General features: G+C 35.8%; 18 protein-coding genes and 1 riboswitch. Of the genes, 14 read left to right on the top strand and 4 right to left on the bottom strand.

Features of this window, described 5'->3' with window-relative positions:
• Positions 1 to 316: 316 nt before the first annotated feature.
• The 14 genes from E7A03_RS04655 (at position 317) to E7A03_RS04590 (ending at position 14,012) form a co-directional block, all read left to right on the top strand.
• Positions 317 to 1,567 (top strand): DNA methyltransferase, encoded by a 1,251-nt coding sequence (locus E7A03_RS04655; RefSeq protein WP_316073741.1) that lies wholly within the window; start codon positions 317 to 319, stop codon positions 1,565 to 1,567.
• Positions 1,568 to 1,576: 9 nt separating this feature from the next.
• Positions 1,577 to 3,664, top strand: coding sequence for an ATP-binding protein (locus E7A03_RS04650; RefSeq protein WP_316073740.1), 2,088 nt, complete (start codon positions 1,577 to 1,579; stop codon positions 3,662 to 3,664).
• Positions 3,665 to 4,505: 841 nt separating this feature from the next.
• Entirely contained in the window at positions 4,506 to 4,916 is a 411-nt protein-coding gene (locus E7A03_RS04645) for a hypothetical protein (RefSeq protein ID WP_278617644.1), read from the top strand.
• A 285-nt stretch (positions 4,917 to 5,201) separates the two neighbouring features.
• Positions 5,202 to 5,711, top strand: a complete 510-nt coding sequence (locus E7A03_RS04640) for a hypothetical protein (protein WP_316073739.1) — start codon at positions 5,202 to 5,204, stop codon at positions 5,709 to 5,711.
• Positions 5,712 to 5,852: 141 nt separating this feature from the next.
• Positions 5,853 to 6,176 (top strand): hypothetical protein, encoded by a 324-nt coding sequence (locus E7A03_RS04635; RefSeq protein ID WP_278617642.1) that lies wholly within the window; start codon positions 5,853 to 5,855, stop codon positions 6,174 to 6,176.
• Positions 6,177 to 6,178: 2 nt separating this feature from the next.
• The gene (locus E7A03_RS04630) at positions 6,179 to 6,481 is read left to right on the top strand and encodes a hypothetical protein (protein ID WP_278617641.1); all 303 of its coding nucleotides are present in this window, start codon (positions 6,179 to 6,181) and stop codon (positions 6,479 to 6,481) included.
• Between the two features lie 99 nt (positions 6,482 to 6,580).
• Positions 6,581 to 6,958, top strand: coding sequence for a GNAT family N-acetyltransferase (locus E7A03_RS04625; RefSeq protein ID WP_278617640.1), 378 nt, complete (start codon positions 6,581 to 6,583; stop codon positions 6,956 to 6,958).
• Between the two features lie 40 nt (positions 6,959 to 6,998).
• Positions 6,999 to 8,069 carry a hypothetical protein gene (locus E7A03_RS04620; RefSeq protein WP_287509333.1) on the top strand — a complete coding sequence of 357 codons (1,071 nt, stop codon included), beginning with the start codon at positions 6,999 to 7,001 and terminating at the stop codon, positions 8,067 to 8,069.
• An 18-nt stretch (positions 8,070 to 8,087) separates the two neighbouring features.
• Entirely contained in the window at positions 8,088 to 8,507 is a 420-nt protein-coding gene (locus tag E7A03_RS04615; RefSeq protein ID WP_278617638.1) for a GNAT family N-acetyltransferase, read from the top strand.
• Between the two features lie 135 nt (positions 8,508 to 8,642).
• Positions 8,643 to 9,131, top strand: coding sequence for a GNAT family N-acetyltransferase (locus E7A03_RS04610; protein ID WP_278617637.1), 489 nt, complete (start codon positions 8,643 to 8,645; stop codon positions 9,129 to 9,131).
• 199 nt (positions 9,132 to 9,330) lie between these two features.
• Positions 9,331 to 9,519, top strand: a riboswitch (cobalamin riboswitch).
• A gap of 202 nt (positions 9,520 to 9,721) precedes the next feature.
• A complete protein-coding gene (locus E7A03_RS04605) occupies positions 9,722 to 10,894 on the top strand; it encodes an ABC transporter substrate-binding protein (protein WP_278617636.1) in 1,173 nt (390 codons plus the stop codon).
• A gap of 103 nt (positions 10,895 to 10,997) precedes the next feature.
• On the top strand, positions 10,998 to 12,170 hold the full coding sequence (locus tag E7A03_RS04600) for an ABC transporter substrate-binding protein (RefSeq protein ID WP_278617635.1): 1,173 nt from the start codon (positions 10,998 to 11,000) through the stop codon (positions 12,168 to 12,170).
• A 16-nt stretch (positions 12,171 to 12,186) separates the two neighbouring features.
• Positions 12,187 to 13,236, top strand: coding sequence for a FecCD family ABC transporter permease (locus tag E7A03_RS04595; RefSeq protein ID WP_278617634.1), 1,050 nt, complete (start codon positions 12,187 to 12,189; stop codon positions 13,234 to 13,236).
• The gene (locus E7A03_RS04590) at positions 13,233 to 14,012 is read left to right on the top strand and encodes an ABC transporter ATP-binding protein (RefSeq protein ID WP_205112819.1); all 780 of its coding nucleotides are present in this window, start codon (positions 13,233 to 13,235) and stop codon (positions 14,010 to 14,012) included. The genes E7A03_RS04595 and E7A03_RS04590 overlap by 4 nt, the downstream gene beginning before the upstream one ends.
• 187 nt (positions 14,013 to 14,199) lie before the next feature.
• Here E7A03_RS04590 and E7A03_RS04585 read toward each other — a convergent pair whose 3' ends face one another.
• The 4 genes from E7A03_RS04585 to E7A03_RS04570 all read right to left on the bottom strand — a co-directional run bounded on the left by E7A03_RS04585 (position 14,200) and on the right by E7A03_RS04570 (position 18,078).
• A complete protein-coding gene (locus E7A03_RS04585) occupies positions 14,200 to 15,300 on the bottom strand; it encodes a metal ABC transporter permease (protein ID WP_278617633.1) in 1,101 nt (366 codons plus the stop codon).
• Entirely contained in the window at positions 15,297 to 16,262 is a 966-nt protein-coding gene (locus E7A03_RS04580) for a metal ABC transporter permease (RefSeq protein ID WP_278617632.1), read from the bottom strand. Before E7A03_RS04580 ends, E7A03_RS04585 begins: the two co-directional genes overlap by 4 nt.
• Entirely contained in the window at positions 16,259 to 16,990 is a 732-nt protein-coding gene (locus E7A03_RS04575; protein WP_004697906.1) for a metal ABC transporter ATP-binding protein, read from the bottom strand. The genes E7A03_RS04580 and E7A03_RS04575 overlap by 4 nt, the downstream gene beginning before the upstream one ends.
• Before the next feature lie 146 nt (positions 16,991 to 17,136).
• Positions 17,137 to 18,078, bottom strand: coding sequence for a metal ABC transporter solute-binding protein, Zn/Mn family (locus E7A03_RS04570; RefSeq protein WP_008603086.1), 942 nt, complete (start codon positions 18,076 to 18,078; stop codon positions 17,137 to 17,139).
• Between the last annotated feature and the right edge of the window lie 436 nt (positions 18,079 to 18,514).

Here is an 18,514-nt window from a genome sequence, read left to right as displayed (position 1 = left end):
AATTTCCTAGCTTTTTTGAAGCACTGATAATTGTTTGGACAGATAAAATTATCTATATAAAACAATGTCTGGAGTTTTATTAGATTTTCTGCACATACTAATTTTTGAAGATACCAAAGTTAAAAGAGAATGCTTTTTTATATTAGATTGTGAATAAATTCATATGTCATAATATTATAAAAATACAAGTAAGAGATTTTCGTAGAGAAATAATTATGAATTTAACTAACTCTGATCATAGAAAATATTGATGATTAACCACAATCAGGTATGCAACTATTATTTTAATAGGTGTAGATGGACGTAGGGGGCTATGATGCAATATATTATTGGAGAATTAGATAAATATCCGGAAGGATATTGGGATTTTAAAGGGAAAATTAAAACAGGAATACATAGTATAGGAAAGTATCCAGCTACAATGGTTCCAGATATGCAATATGAGTTATTAAATATAATTATAAAACAAATTAAAGGTAATAATATTAAGTTGTTAGATCCCTTTTGTGGCTCAGGAACTATTTTGGCAATTGCACAAGATTTAGGGATTAATTCAATAGGTATAGATATTAATCCTTATGCTACTTTATTATCATATGTAAAAACAAATCTGTATAATCGTAATAAGCTGTTATATGCAATTGAAAGAATAAACACTGAATTGAATCAAGAAATAAGTTTTAAGAATCATTATTTTTATAATATAGAAAAATGGTTTAGAAACGATATAATTCAGTCACTAAGTAAAATTAGGCAATGTATAATTGCTGAGGAAGATGCAAGTATTAGAAAATTTTTTTGGGTTTGTTTGTCGGAAACAATATTTAAATATAGTAACGATAGGACAAGTACTTTTAAGCTACATATTTTGCCTAAGGATAAAATAAATCTTATACAAAATAATTGCATTGATTATTTTATTGGTAAAGTTAAAGAAAATGCTAGTTTCTTAAATTATGAAGAAAAAAATAAAGTAAAGATTATTTATGGTGATTGTTGTGATGTTATGCAACATAAACTAAAGGGGAAGTTTGAAATTATTTGTACTTCTCCTCCGTATGGTGATAATTCTACTACAGTTACATATGGTCAATCTTCAATTTTATATCTTAAATGGATTGATACTAAGGACTTGCCATGTAAACCCTGTATATTGGATAAATATTCTACAATAGATAAAATTAGTATTGGAGGAAAAAGAAGAACGATTTGTAATACAAATAATATACAGTCACTTAGTGAATATTTAAATAAAATATCTGTGAATAAGAAAGAAAAAGTAATTAATTTTTTTGAAGATTATTGTGTTGTGTTGAAATCTATAGAAAGTTGTTTATCTAAAGATGGGTACTTAATAATGACGGTAGGAAATAGGAGTATAGATGCAATTCGGCAACCGTTAGATAAAATAACGATAGAAATAGCAGAAAATCTAGGATTAAAAATAATTTCTAAATTTAATAGAAATATACTATACAAAAAGACGCCTCTTACACTTTCTTCAGGAAAAAATGAAAAGGTTGTAAAGTCTATATCTGAAGAAACGATTTTAATATTCACAAAGTAGGAGATAATGATGAGATTATCAGTATCTGGAAAAATAATTAAGGAAATTTCAGAAAAGATTCCGAATACAATTTATGCAATAGTTGAATTGATAAAAAATTCATATGAAGCTATGGCTAATACCATAGAAATTAACGTTTGTGATAATAACATTGAAATTTTTGATGATGGAGATGGAATGGACTTAGATGATATTCATTCGTTACTTATTGTTAGTCATAGTAATAAAGAATACGGTGTTGTCAAAAATGGCAGAATAATTTCAGGTGAAAAAGGATTGGGATTTTTTTCTGTTTTTAAATTTGGTAGTAAGGTTACTGTAAAAACTTCAAAGCAGGGGACTAATTATAGTTTTACTATAGATATGAATGAAATTGAGGGGTTAGAGGATATCCATGATTCTAATGTTGATATTTCTGAAAGTTCAAGTATCGATTTAAAAAAAAATGGAACAAGAATAGTTATAGAAAATTTAAATTCGGAAGCCATAGAACTTTTTAGGAAAGTATTAGATAATTCCTCAGATTTTTTAAAATTACAGAATTCGATTATTGATGATAATTTTAAAGTTAAAATCAATAAATTATATAAAGATGCTAAAGAGATACCATCTGATATCAGCAATTCATTGGTTAAAGATAAAATCATTGCAAAAACATGTTTTCAAAGCAAAACGTATAGAGAAAAAGATATATTTTATTATAGGATCTATATAAATGGCTTATCGTATGATATAGATATTGATCAAAAGTATAATAGTTTATTAGCTAATAATGATTTTGAAATAAAACTGGAGATAGATTATTTTAAATTTAACAGTGGTGAGTTAAAAAAAGTTTCTGACTATTATAAAGATCAGAAATTGAAAAAAATTACACCTCTAGTCTATTTTAATAATGTATATTTTAGTAATGATTTATATGATGTTGAAATTAATGTATCTAGTAGCTCAAAAAAAGTCATACGACAACAAGCGGGTATTATTAATATTTATTTAATGAAAAAAGGGATTTTAGATTTTAATTCAGATAGAACTATGTTAATTGAATCTAGAAATCAACTTTTATTGCAAGAGCTATTGAATTTTATATCTTCTTCTTCTCAAAATAAGATAAAAGAAATTGAAGAATCGGAAAAACAACAAAAACCTAAGACTAGAGACGTTAAAATGATCAAAGGTGATTCTTTAAAAGGTAGTGGAATTGATGAGTATAATATAGAAAAAATATATTATGCTGATAACCTTGAAAAAAATTTTGATTCAATGAAACTTGGTAGTTGGAGAGTTTTGCATAATAATGGAGATGTGACGAATATAAGTATTATAGATTATCCAAGTGCCAAAATGCGTTTTCTACTAAGTGAGTTAGAGCTTGCCAAAGAGTACATGCTAGATGAAGTTTTAGAAGTAACAGATTGTAAAGGAACTAAAAAAATAAGACTAGAACATATAGATATTCTGCCAGAAAAGAATATTTTTTTTGATAGAAAAAATGAGAAGTTTATTGTAATGAGTCCATCAGATGTTACTTTTAACATTCGATTTATTGATAAGATTTCAAATAGAGAATTTAGTTTTAATCAAAGGATTTCTTGTACAAAAAAAGAGGTTGATATTAAAACTAATAAGATGGGATTTATACATCCATTAATTTCTTTAAGTGAAAGTATTGAACTGGATCATGATTTAGTGAATTTTATAAAAGAATTTAATAAAGTTTATGATAATGATACTTGTAAGTTGTTGAGAGTAGCGTCTGTAAGAACATTGTTAGAAGTAATTTGTTGTGCAATTTTGGATTTATTGAAAGAAAATAAGAATGAATATTTAAAAGAAAATTTTAAAAAGATTTTTTCCAAAAAGAGCATTGAAGCTAATTTATTCTCTAAAGTAAAGGATGATAGAGATAAGAAAGCGATAACTAGTATATATAATATATATGAATCAAGTTTAATAAATGGTGCTTTTGTAGATAAATATAACTATTCAACTCATGGATTGACGCGTATTGTTAATGAAGAATTTTATAAAAATGATCAACTGATTTTTAATTTACTTTACTCTTATTTATTGTTTTTAGCTCATGATAGAATATGACTATTTTATGTTTGTAAGTAATTGAGTGAGCAGAAATAGATGTAAATTTGATAATAAAAATATTGATTCTATACTATTTATACATAATGATATTATTTTAAAAGTTCTTCGTTATGATATGTAGTCATTTTCATGGACACAGACTGAATAATGTCGTGTTTTTTCGCCTTAAGATGTGTAGCTTCTTTTTCTTCTTTCAAGTCAATTTTTTTATGACTTCACTCTCAGCTTTAATATAAGTATTTTCAGCTCGTAAGCGAATTAGCTCCTCATATTTGTTTGGTTTGAGTTTTCTAGGTAAGATATTCTTAGTTGTTTTCATTTTAGGACCCTTTTATTGTTGTCCTTCAGGCTTATTGATAAAGGTGTTTGGTATTAATTTTAGCCTGAACTGTTATTGCATTTATAGATTTTCCAGATAATACTTGACACACTAATTCATATTTATACTTTAGAGAGTAACTTTTTATTATCTCCATAAAGGTTAATAATTTTCGGATTATGAAGCTCCTTTTGTTTACTCTGTTTCTTTATTTGTTTATGAAAAGTATGTGTTAATACTCCGTTTGGTGTCTTAGGTTATTCACCTTAATAAAATAAATCAATTGCCTTCCTTTTATATTTATAATTATATCTCATGAAAAATACCCCTTTTACTGCTTGTCTAGTAAAGGGGGCATTTTTCATTATTATGTACTTTTTTGTATTTTAATATTTAATTAGTGAATGATAAATAATCATTTATTATTATGATACAATATTAGATGAAAAGGATTAATAAAATAGGCTCAAATTAATTAAGTTTTAGATTATAGTATTGTTAATTGTGTAATGAGGATCCATGAAAACAACAAAATCTTTTGGCAATCATTCCAAATATTCTCTCCACGATGCAAGGGTACAGAAAATAGAATACGCAGATGATAATTTGATTCTTACTTTTGAGTACATTTTCTCTTATGAGAACGGTATTGAGCAAACTCATAAGGCTCAAGTCGTGTTTGAGACGTGCGATATAGATTTTTTTGAAATTCTCGTATTTAACAATACAATTCTAGATACTTTCACAGGTAAAAGAATTGAGTTATCTCAGTATCAGCAGGATTATAGTGAAAGTGAATTTGAAATCATTACAGAGACCTATAATTGGGGTCACGCTGTATTCCAAGGTTGGTTATGGACCGAAGGGAATCCCGTACACTGTATAATGAACATATACTTTAAAGGTGATATGGTATATGTAGTTGAATGAGAGCTGAGATGAGCAATTTAGATTTTACTATTAGCTGCATAGTTACATTCTTCAGCAAGAAGAGAACAAGTCTACCGAATTTAAATTATGGAATGTACTATCCTCATATCATTATAAAAGGTACCGAGTCTTGGTATAAACTTTATAGTAGTAAAGATGTCATCTTTGATAAACAAATATGAGATAATATGTTGTTAGTTTTTGAAATTGTAAATTATTTTGTTCTAAAAGCAGGTACGGAGTTCTTTATTATGGAAGGTGTTAATTCTGTAAGGACGTAAGAATATGAAAACTTTAAAAGAATTTTTAGATAGCCCTATATATTTAGATATTATAGAGGAATTAGGACCTGATAACTTTAATAAAGAACTACAAAGTATAGAAATTCAAGAACTAAGAAATCGATTGAATCAAAGGCAATTCTTATTAGAAGGGTTTAATTGCAAGTTATATTCTGAGAAAGAGTTAGTGCAGTTTTTCGAGCAATTAATAGAATACAATCGTAAAGAACTGATTCTTTGGAGTAATGCCTTTTGGCAATACAGTGATGAAACTTGGGAAGAATATTCTGATGGTGAATTTCCAAAAGGCGAGGAATTAGATATAGAAGATAAATCAACTATACTTGAGATAGGAAAATATTCTATAACGAGTATTGCTATGTATATGATTGAATTTGATATTTTGAAAAATCATACAGAAATTTTAGGAGATTACTATAAACGAATGCATCTTCATGGTGCAGTGAAATACGCACAAGAAATTAAAGGGCTTTATAAAAGTCTTTTTGGTTAAAATATATAATATAGTTTTAGAAAATAAGGAATTTTAAAAAAGGTTTTAGATTGATTAGATAATCTTAACATAGAGTAATTTAGTTTTTCCTCGGATATACTTTAAAGGTGATATGGTATATGTAGTTGAATGAGGCTCGAAATGAGTAATTTAGATTTTACTATTGGCTGTACAGTTACTTTCTTTAGCAAGAAGAGGAGAACTCCACCTAATTTAAATAATGGAATGTACTATCCTCATATAGTTATAAAAGGTACTGAGGAATATCTTGGTATTAACTTTATTGATGGTGAGGATGTCATCTTTAATAAACAAATAGAAGCTAATGCGCTGCCACTTTATGAAACTGTAGATTACTCTGCTCTACAAGCAGGTACTGAGTTCTTTATCATGGAAGGCGGAAATATTGTTGGTGAAGGGATTGTAAAAGAAATCTTTCAACATAAACCATATGGGAGTAAATAACTATGGGCTATAAAAATGTATGTGTAACCTGCCGGATCTCCTTGTCGGAGGGCACAAACTATGAGTTGTTTAACAGAAATAAAACTTGCCCTACATGTAAAGGTAAAATGTACTTTGTGAACGAGAAGTTCAAGGCTCCTAAAAAATCTAATGATAAAGAATGGAAGATTATCGAGTATTTGTTGTTGAGCGGCTATGACTTCCGAAATCCTTATTGTGGACATGAGCAATGTATTTATTTTGAATTCCCTAAGAATCTACAAGAGGCAGAGGCGTTTATTCGTGAGATGCGAAAGTTAAAGTAATCACTATTATTGGAGTTTAAATGATTAAGATTGTTGATGGAAAACCGTATTTAGATCAAGTAAAAGAGTTGATTACAGAGACAATGGCTTGGTCGCGATTTGTCCTTTCAGAATTTAGATAAGGAACTAGCAGATATCGGTGAGAAATATACGGCGCCCAATGGTGAATTATTGGTTGCTATCGATGATAATGATGTAGTGCTTGGCATGGTGGTGTATTATCAGCATAGCGATACCCGTTGTGAAATGAAACGCCTCTATGTGCGTCCCGAAGGGCACGGACATGCTCTCGGTGATCGTCTGATTGAAAGTATTATGGACCATGCTAAAGCCTCTGGATATAAAGAAATGGTGCTAGATACAATTGAACCGTTGCAAGCTGCGATCCATTTGTATGAGAAGCATGGCTTTGTTGAATGCGAGCCGTATTATCATAACCCTATGGTCGATGTTATATATATGAGCAAGAGGTTGTAGAAAAATACGTTTGGCACTTATAACTTAGGAGCGCAGTAACATGAATAAACAGCAAGCAAAAGGATACCTTTTAGAGATAGTATTATCAAAACTTATTGAAGTGAATGGTTATGAAGTAATTACAGAGAGCAATATTCCTTGTGAACCTGGTGTACCACATGGCGAAAAAGAAATAGAAAGTAAACATAATGGTTTAAATGTTCGAGGGCGTGGAGGTTATCATCAGTTTGACACATTGGGGACTTTTAAAATAACGCCTCCCTTTGTATATCCTTTGCGCTTATTTGTAGAAGCAAAGTGTTATGCAAGCACAAAAGTTGGTATTGATAGAGTTAGAATGGGTGTTGGTATTTTAAATGATATTAATACTAACTACGCTACTGTAAATTTGAGTACGGAGCAATTATCTGTCAAACGTTATCAATATCATTATGCTATCTTTTCTACATCTGGTTTTTCAAAGCCTGCACAACGTTATGCAATTGCTCATAAAATACATTTAATTGATTTATCTAGTGATGTATATAAAGATATCATAAACCTTATTCAACAAATAATAGATGAATTGATGGATGATTCAGGTATAGATGATACTGAATTTAATAGTTTCAAAAGGACATTTTCAGAATTAATTCGTGATGAAGTGGCATATTATAGGAGATCTTCTTATTGTTGGGATGAATATTTATTTGATATTGATTTAAAAAAGCTGATAATGGATTTAAAGAATAATATTGAAAATCAATTTATATATTTGGCTACAATAAATAGTGTATATATGATTCCTCTATTAGCTAATTCAGAATTTAATGAGTTATTGAAAGCTAATCCGCACCAACAAGTATCAATACATTTTGATCCAGATAAACCTGATGAATGGATTATAGTACCAATAGTTAATAACGATGAGATTTACAGCCTTAGTATTCGGTTTACTCTTCCGGAATTGCTTCGTGAATATATGTATCACGATGCTGAAAAAGCGATGATGGTAAAAGAGAAATTGATTAATAAAATAGTTTTTATTGCTTACTTAGATAAAGAAAATCCTACACTCTGTACATTAACCTTTAATAAAGCGGCTACTTTGGAAAAACCTTGGATTTTTTGATAATGTGGAGGAGCTTTTATGGAGATTACATATACTGAGGAGCGAAATTTTACGCCCCAGCAAGTAGCAGCGTTATTTCTGTCTGTTCGTTGGGTGGTAGGTAAATATCCTGATCGATTGTATAAGGCTTTGATGAATTCGTCGCGCGTGATTACTGCTTGGGACGGTGACCGTTTAGTCGGTCTTATTCGTGTCATGGATGATAGCGAGTTAGTATGCTTCATCAATTATGTGTTGGTTCATCCTGAGTATCATGGCCAAGGTATTGCTGGTCATTTGCTAGAAATGGTGAAAGAGGCTTACAAGTCTTACTTGTACATTAATGTTATGATTGGTGAAAGCAAGAATGCAACCTTTTACGAGAAGCATGGTTTTAAAGTAAAAGAAAATTCCTTACCGATGCAATATCGGAATGTGCCTAAATATACGAAAAGATGATTGGTCGGATAATCTGTATAGTAAATAACTGGTCAAATTGTTAATAAAAGGCTACACGTACATAGAGTTACGTGTAGTCTTTGTTATGTAAACGGTATATACTAAAACCGATATGTAGATACGATGGAGAAGGATATGGATATATTAATACAAAAAGCGACAACCGCTGATTTAGATTTAGTGACACATATAGAAGCAACTTGTTTCCCTCCTGCAGAGGCGGCGCCTCGTGAGGCTTTTAAGGAACGATTAGACCATTATGCAGGTCAGTTTTTAATTGCCTTTGATGGAGCTACGCCGATTGGTTTTATCGATGGTTTTGTAACGGATGATGAAGTCTTGACGGATGAGATGTTCGCCGATGCTTCCTTACATAATCCAAACGGTGCTTGGCAGATGATATTTGGCTTAAATACATTGCCAGAGTATCGGAATCGCGGTGTAGGTGGTAAGTTAATTGGGGCGTTTATCGACCTTGCGAGAGAGGAAAAACGTAAGGGTGTTATTCTAACCTGTAAGAAAGAAAAGATACCTTATTATGCTAAGTTTGGTTTTGTAAATGAAGGTGAGTCTGAGTCTGATCACGGCGGTGCCAAATGGTATCAAATGCGCCTTGAATTGTAGAGGAAAAGTTATTAATCGATAAAAATAAATTATAGAATTTGACGGACATTTTTACAGACTGTCCTAATGAGAAATTAAAACTCTGCTTAGTGGTTGAGTTTTAGCTTCTTTTTTGCTGAAAAGTATAGATTTTACAAGAATAGCTGTACCCCTATATGTTTATTGACACTGTATATCCCTCATGCTACGATGAGAAAAATCACATATGATTGGGTTAGGTGTCTATTGACTTAATAGAGAATTTGGTATAAGCCAAAGCGGTCACGCCACTGTAACAGCGAGGTACTTTGCATAGAGGGTGAAATGCTCTCGGTCACTGAAGTTTTTGGGAAGGCGCAAAGTAACGTTGAACTGGAGCCAGGAGAACTGCCTAATTAACAATTGCCAATTGACCTGCGAGAGACAGGGATGGGGATTGATATAGATGAATTTATACTAGCTATGCATAGTTGAAAGCTCATACTATATGCTAGCTTATTAGGCGTGGTAGTTAGTCTAACTGAGATGACAGCCCGTTTCCTCTTCGTGGGGAGACGGGCTTTTTATGTGCACTTATAGTGATAGTTTTAGTTGAGAGAAGAGAGGTACTTATGTTCAAACAAAAGAAGTTTATGGCGTATTTAGCCACGGTTTTCCTCCTAATTGTTAGTATGCTCATCGCTGCATGTGGAGGTACTAGTGAGACAAAGAAAGATACGGCGCAAAATAGCAAGCCTATTGAGATTACTGACGTAACAGGACGTACGGTAACACTGAAAAAGCCAGCAGAGCGAGTTGTCTTACAGTGGAGTGGTGCTGGTGGTCCATTTTTTACGATTTCTGCCCTTATGGGTAAAGATACTCCAAAGGTTATTGCCGGTATGGATACATCTTTGCAGGATTACAGGGCGGATATGTGGAAGCACTTTACTGCTGAAATGCCTGAGTTAGCTAAGATCCCAGTAGTGGGGACTATCGGTGATAAAACATTTAATGTGGAGCAAGTTATTTCCTTGAACCCAGATGTTATTTTCATTCCTCTTGACTTGAAAGAACAATATGAGTCCGATGCTAAACCAAAATTAGATGCAGCAGGTGTACAAACGATTTACATTGATTACCATGCTGAAAAACTTGAAAGTCATCAAAAATCTATCGAAGCCATAGGTAAGGCTTTGGGTAAAGAGGAACGTGCCGCAGAAATCAGCAAGTTCTATACGGATCGCGTGACAAGAGTTCTCGATCGTGTTAGTAAAATTAACAAACCAAAACCAACAGTTTACCTTGAAGTTGGTATGAATGGTCCGGAAGAATTTGGTAATTCCTTTAGTAGTAATTATTCTTGGGGGGCATTAGCTACTATGGCTGGTGCTGATGTCATCACCAAGGATGTTATTAAGAAAACGTCTCCTATTAATCCAGAGTTTATACTTGAGAAAAATCCAGATATTATCATGATCATGGGTTCTTACTGGCCTAAGAAACCAACCTCTATGCGTTTAGGTTTTGAAGCAACCGAAGATTCGTCTCAGGCGTTGTTGAAAGCTTTCACCACAGAGCGTCAAGGTTGGAGTGATTTGAAAGTTGTTGAAAATAAACAAGTTTATTCCGCGCATCATGGCCTTCCACGCGAAGTATTTGATGCAGCAGTCTTTGAATATTTAGCAAAAACATTCTATCCTGAAGAGTTTGCGGATGTAGATCCAGAAGCTACACTGAAAGAGTTCTATGATAAATTCTTGCCATACTCTTATAGTGGCATCTGGTTTATGCATATGAATTAAGAGTGTGTGTAGAAGGAGTTGATGGAGTAAAACTATATAAATGCTGTCGTACATTGTATTTATTAGAATGTATTGAGTTTTGAATTTTGAATCGAGGTATTCTATGGTTAAGAAAAAGAAATGTATGGCTTATATTGCCACCGTTTTTCTACTGATTGTGAGTATGCTCTTGACTGCTTGTGGTGGTCCAGCAGATACGAAAAAGGATGCGGCACAATCTGGCAAACAAATTGAAATTACCGACGTAACAGGTCAAAAAGTTACGTTAAAAAAACCAGCAGAACGCGTAGTAGTTCAATTGAGTGCCTCTGGCGGTGCGTTCTTGACTATGGCTGCATTGCAAGGTAAAGATGTAGCTAAGACTATTGTTGGCATGGACCCATATTTGAGCAAATTGCGTACAGATATGTGGGATCGCTATAAAGCGGACGTTCCAGAATTGGAAAAAATTCCTCTCATTGGTAACGTAAATGACAAAACATTTGATGTGGAAAAAGTTATTTCCTTAAATCCAGATGTTATTTTCATGCCATTATTTTTCAAAGATCAATATGAATCTGATTACAAACCTAAAATCGATGCAGCTGGTATTCCAACTATCTACATCGATTACCATGCGGAAAAGCTTGAAAATCACCAAAAATCTATCGAAGCTATCGGTAAAGCATTGGGTAAAGAAGAGCGTGCAGCAGAAATCAACAAGTTCTATACTGACCGTTTAACAAGAGTTATGGACCGCATTAGCAAAATCAATAAACCAAAACCAACTGTTTATATTGAAACAGGTAACGAAGGCCCAGAAGGTTTAGGTTTTGCGTATAGTGCAAATGTAGCCTGGGGCGCATTAGCAACGCAAGTAGGTGGCGACCTTATTACAAAAGATGTAGTTCAAAAAGCAGGCCCTGTTAACCCAGAATTTATTTTGGAAAGAAACCCAGATATCATCATGATTATTGGTTCTTACTGGCCTAAGAAACCTACATCCATGCGTTTAGGTTTTGATACAAATGAAGCTAAATCTCAAGAGTTATTGAAAGCTTTCACCACAGAACGTCAAGGCTGGCCTGAATTGAAAGCCGTTCAATCTAAAAACGTATTCTCTACTCACCATGGTTTACCTCGTGAAGTATATGACGTTGCAGTATTTGAATACTTAGCTAAAACATTCTATCCTGAGGAATTCAAGGATGTAGATCCTGAAGGCACACTTAAGGAATTCTATGATAAATTCCTTCCATTCTCTTACGGTGGCGTTTGGTTTATGCATTTAAACTAAGAAGGGGTTTTGTATAGTGACGGATACTAACAATCAGTACGATTATAAGAAGCAGAGTTATAAAAAACTATTGTTCATTATTATCGGATTGATCATTTGTGCGGTAAGTTTTGTTACCGATATTATTGTAGGCCCTGCATCACTTACGTTAAGTGATGTATGGCTCGCATTAACAGACCCAGCAGAGGTTTCCAAAAACGCATATGTCATCATTTGGTCGATTCGCCTTCCGACGGCTATAATGGCATTGCTTGTAGGTGCTTCTTTGGGCATTGCTGGTGCTGGTATGCAAACTATCCTTGATAACCCGTTATCTAGCCCGTATACACTTGGTATATCCGCAGGGGCTGGCTTCGGTGCATCTCTCATGGTTGTTGTAGGCGCTAGTGCATTAGAGTTTTTAGGTGTCTTTATGGTTCCATTCGGCGCCTTCGTATTTGCTAGTTTGACGAGCTTCTTTATCTATTCCATTAATAAGATTAAGAACTTCTCCTCTGAAACGATGATTCTCGCCGGTATCGGCATGATGTTCTTGTTCCAAGCGCTTCAATCCTTGATGCAATATATGGCATCTCCTGAGGCACTTCAAAACATCGTATTCTGGACAATGGGTAGCTTAGCGAAAGCTAATTGGATTAATATCTCTATTGTTCTTATCGTATTAGCAATCATGCTTCCGCTTATGATGCGTGAATCTTGGCGTTTAACAGCATTAAAATTAGGCGATGAAAAGGCTTCTGGTCTTGGTGTTAATGTTGAAAGCTTACGAGTAAAAGTGTTTGCTTTCATCTCCATCATTACAGCCGTTGCTGTTTCTTTCGTTGGAACCATTGGTTTTATCGGTATTGTAGGACCACATATTGCACGTATGCTTGTAGGTGAAGATCAACGGTATTTCTTACCGTTATCTGCAGTGTGTGGCATGGCGATTTTGTCTCTCGCATCTATTGCAAGTAAGATGCTCGTTCCTGGGGCGATGTTCCCAATCGGTATTGTGACAGCAATCATCGGTGTACCTTTCTTCTTCTCGTTGGTATTAACTAGGAAAAGGAGCTATTTTAAATGATTGAAGTTCATAATCTAACCTTTGGTTATTCCTCTACGGAAGACGGACAGATCTTAAAGGGCGTTGATTTTGCTGCTAAAACAGGTAAATTGACTGCGCTCATTGGTACTAACGGTGCTGGTAAATCTACACTTTTAAAAACAATTATGGGTATCTTGAAAGGCAAGGGCGAGATTTCCGTTAATGGTAAACCTGTATCTCAATATTCTACAAAGGATTTTAGTAGTACAGTAAGCTATTTGTCTCAAGATAATGACTGTAAAGTCAATCTATCTGTTTTTGAAGTCGTTATGCTAGGGCGCATGGGATCCATGTCCTTCCGCGTAAGTGATGAGGATATTGCAGCCACACAAGAGGTATTGGAACGGTTGAATTTACAGTGCTTTGCATCGCGCAGCATCATGGAGCTCAGCGGTGGTCAACGCCAACTTGTGTTCATGGCGCAAGCCCTTGTAAAAGAACCTAAAATCTTAATTCTTGATGAACCGACAAGTGCTTTAGATTTGTACAAGCAATTTGACTTATTAACATTGCTAAAAAATCTGACTCAAGAAAATGATTTTACAACGCTCGTAACATTGCATCATCTTGATCTGGCGGCTATGTTCGCAGATGAAATCATCGTGCTTAAAGAGGGTACAGTATACGCTCAAGGCGCGCCGAAAGACATCTTTACAGAAGCCATGATGGAAGATGTATACCGTGTTAAAACGAAAATTTATATGGATGACAATGGGCTACCTCATGTAATTCCATTAGAAGCTATTATTAATTAATAGGATTCTTTGTGATTGCACTGATCTATTATAGTGTTGGAACTATTTATTATAGATAGTCATTGACGTGAATCCAGTTATATTAATAGGCTGTAAAATAATTAGTTAATAATAAAAGAAGCTGAAATCTTTGCAGAGCAGCATTGATTTCAGCTTCTTTTTGTTGGGAAAAGTAGTGGTATTGTATTTAAATAATCTCTTTAACCTGTGCTATACCCTTATCAGTAAGCACGTAGTGTCCATTTGTCACATATAATAGACCTTGTTTCTTTAGCTGTGAAGCAGCTTGATGAGTATAATCAGGCCTCCAGTTCAAATGCTCATGAATGGTACCGATGCCGTTTTCAACGTGCGCGATAGGCGTATCCATATGAGTATAAATATGGCATAGCATCATCGTTTCCCGATAATGGCGACGCAAATGACGTTGACGGCGGTATGTGGCGATATAGCCAGTCTTCGGTGTTGCGATAACAGCGATAATCAGTGCGATACCGATGGTAGTTGCAATGGAACCCGCGATGGATACGTCCATGGTGAAAGCGACTTCTGTACCGATGACAGCACAGATAATACCGATGATGATACTACTATTAAGCATGGCTTTCACAGAGTCCGTCCATAAATAAGCGATGGCTGCAGGTCCTATCATGAGACCGATGACGAGAATGGCACCTACCGCTTGGAACGAGGCCACAACGGTGAGGGATACCATGGTCATGAGTACATAGTGGATGAGGGCTGGCATAAAGCCGAAGAGCCCCGCTAGTAGCGGGTCAAAGGTGGAGAGTTGCAATTCCTTGTAGAATAGCATGACTAAAATTAAATTGATGAGCGCCACGCCTAGGGAAATCCATAGCGATATAGGCCCCAAGTCTGTGCCGTTCACAATCCATCGATCAAAGGGGGCAAAGGCTATTTCGCCGAGTAATGCGGTATCTACATCGAGATGAGCGTTACCACTGTATAGGCTGACTAGAATGATGGCGATAGAGAATAGAAGCGGGAAGATGATGCCGATAGACGCATCTTCGTTGACAAGCCCCGTATTATGTATCATTTCTGTAAGCCATACGGTGCCTACACCAACTAAGGTAGCCCCGACGAGTAGAAATGGAGAGTTTAAATCTTCCGTTATAAAGAAGGCTAGCACGATGCCGAGGAATACGGTGTGTGTAATGGCATCGGCCATCATGGACATGCGACGTAATACGAGGAAGACCCCAGGGATGGCACATGCGATGGACACCGCAATGGCAATGAGCAATATCTCTGTATGAACTGTCATGGGGCACCTCCTATGCGAGGTTGTGCGTCCTCTGCTATGTAAATACTTTGCTGTGCCTTGGATTTGGGAGTCCTTGTGGTTTCTAACAATAATGCGTGCTTTGACCGTCTATTTTTACGGAACTGCCAGAGCATACCTCTGTTAGGAGCAAAGATGAGACTCAATAATACGAGAATCGATAAAATGACGATGATAGCTGGACCTGTCGGTAATTTGGGGACCGCTGTACTCCAGATAGTACCGCCGATGGCGGATATCATGCCGAAACATCCTGCTAATATACACATGGTGCCCAGTTTGTTCGTCCACTGTCTTGCCCCGACGGCGGGTGCAATGAGGAGGGAGCTAATCAAGATAGCCCCTACCGATTGAATGCCGATGATGATGGTCATGATCAATAGTGAACGATATAAAATAAGGGTGAAAGTGACGGGAATTTGTAGTGTTTCGGCGTATTCCACATCGAAGGAGATGAGCTTTAACTCCTTCCAGAATAATGCGGTTAACACGATGATGATGAGTGCCGCTGCAGATGTGATGTACACGTCACGCGCCAATATGGTGGCTGCCTGTCCAAATATGAATTTTGAAAGCCCCGCCTGACCAGCATTGTTTAAGCTTTGTACATAGGTGAGCAATACCATACCGAGCCCAAAGAAGGCGGAGAGTATGGTGGCTAAAGCGCCATCAAATTTGATTTTGCTGTTTTCTACGGTGATGGTAATGAGCCAAGCCGCAGTTATCGATGAAAGTGCGGCACCGGCGATGAGAACCTCGATGTCCTTGATGCCTGTCAGCAAGAAGGCAATGACCACACCGGGCAGTGCCGCATGCGATAGGCCGTCACCGATGAGGCTTTCCTTGCGAAGTACCGCAAAGGTGCCAGCGATACCGCTAGCGAGGCCTAATAACGCCGTGCCGAGCAGTACCATCTGCGTCGTATAGGATTGGAATATGGTCATACAATCCTCCCCTTGCCGTAGGTGCGCTCAATAGCTTCGTCCGTAAACGTATCTGCTACAGGACCATAGGCGACAGTTTGTTTGTTCACCATCGTTACCCAATCGAAATATTGGGGCACCGTATTTAAATCGTGGTGGACGACGATAACCGTTTTGCCGCGAGCTTTCATTTCTTGTAAAAGAGAAATAATAGCATGCTCTGTGGTTTTATCGACGCCCTTGAACGGTTCGTCCATGAGGTAAATATCTGCCTCTTGGACGAGGGCTCTTGCGAGGAAGACGCGCTGTTGTTGTCCCCCTGAAAGCTGGCGAATTTGTCGATCCACATAGTCGCTCATGCCCATTTTTTCTATCATGGAGAGGGCGAGTTCCTTATCCTTTTTGCTAGGACGCTTAAACCAACCTAGATGACCATAACGACCCATGAGTACTACATCTAGTACGGTGGTAGGGAAGTCCCAGTCTACGCTACCACTTTGAGGGACGTAGGCGATTTTCTTGTAATCGTTTTTGTCCATCGCTAAGTGGTGATCTATATAAAATTTTACACTTCCTGAGATAACTGTTAGTAGGCCGAGCATGGCCTTTAATAATGTAGATTTACCGGCACCATTAGGGCCGACAATGGCCGCTAAGGAACCGATGGGTACCTTCATATCTACGTCCCATAATACGGGTTTTGTCGTATATGCTACGGTCATATCTTCAACTTCAACGGCCCATTCCATGGAAACCTCCTTGTATTAATGCGTGCTACTGGCTGTGAATTGCTAGTAGCACATGTACTTACAATAATAAAGTAAACTTAAGTCAATCTAATTTAGTATAAGTAAATTTACTTTGTTGTATTCAATTAAGAAATTCTAATAAATGATTATTTAAGTGCTTTGGTAATTGTATCAATATTAGCTTTCACCATACCGATATATGTACCACCTTCAGTGCCTTCAGAGCCGAGAGAGTCAGAGTATAATTCGCCGCCGATGGAGACGTTCCAACCTTTAGCTTTAGAAGCTTCTTGAACGGCTTCAATTGTTTTGTGAGGTACAGAAGACTCTACGAAGATAGCTTTGATCTTGTGGTCTACGATGAATTGAACGAGGTTATTCATATCTTGTGTACCTGCTTCTGTGGCAGTGCTTACACCTTGCAAACCTTTTACTTCAAAACCGTACGCACGAGCAAAGTATTGGAATGCATCATGAGCTGTTACAAGTACGCGAGATTCTTTTGGAATAGATTCTGCTTGAGCTTTAACGTACGCATCAGTTTCATCTAATTTAGTAAGGTATGCGTCATAGCGTTTTTGGTAATCTTCTTTATGAGCCGGATCGGCTTTAGCAAGACCTTCGTATACTGCTTTTGCTGCCAGCTTCCAGTTAGCAACGTCAAACCAAATATGAGGGTCTTTTGTTTTTACACCATCTTCTTCGTCAAAGTCGAGCAATGTAGCTGGATCAATGGCATCAGATACGCGGATGGTCGCTTTATTTTGCTTTGTTAGATTATCAAAAATGGAGCCCATTTTACCTTCCAAGTGAATGCCGTTGTATACTACAACATCCGCCTTAGACATAGCTGTTACATCGCCTGCACTCGCTTGATATAAGTGAGGGTCTACACCAGGTCCCATGAGACCTTGAACGGTTACATGGTCACCGCCGATTTCTTTTACTAAATCCGTTAACATCGTTGTAGTAGCTACGACATTAAGTTTTTTCTGACTATCTTGGGCTGTGTCCTTTCCGCAGCCTGCAAGGGCAAATACTATAAGTGCTAATGATACGACGACTAATAAAATTCGATTAAATTTCATAATAAGCCTCCTTTTTTATAGATACTAAATTTAAAAACATTAATGACTTTGTTTGAGAGAAATATTTTGTTCTAATAATGAAATAATTTGAAGAAGGAGAATATCTCTCTGAATTTAAACGGAAAAATAGCCGCTACTAACGTAGCGGCTAGTGGCAGTTATACAGTCTTCTGCTAAGGTCAAAATAATCTAGGGAATAAGTGCTTGTAGATGGCTAGGCCCAACGAGGGCAACGATACCAAGTACCATCATGACCTTCATTTGAATACGCTTTCTACGTCTCATGATGAACCTCCTTTGTGTAGTTTTTTGTCATATCAACTAGATATGTGAGTCCGGACAGTTATCTTGAATTCAATATATCATAAATGAGAAATTTTATCAATAAGAATTTATTCTTTTAATATTCATCTTTATTTAGTATGATATTATGCAT

This window comes from Veillonella parvula (genome assembly GCF_032472435.1).
Lineage (GTDB): Bacteria > Bacillota > Negativicutes > Veillonellales > Veillonellaceae > Veillonella > Veillonella parvula_N.
Note: the sequence above shows the minus strand (reverse complement) of the source record. Positions and strands in the feature narration are given on the sequence as shown.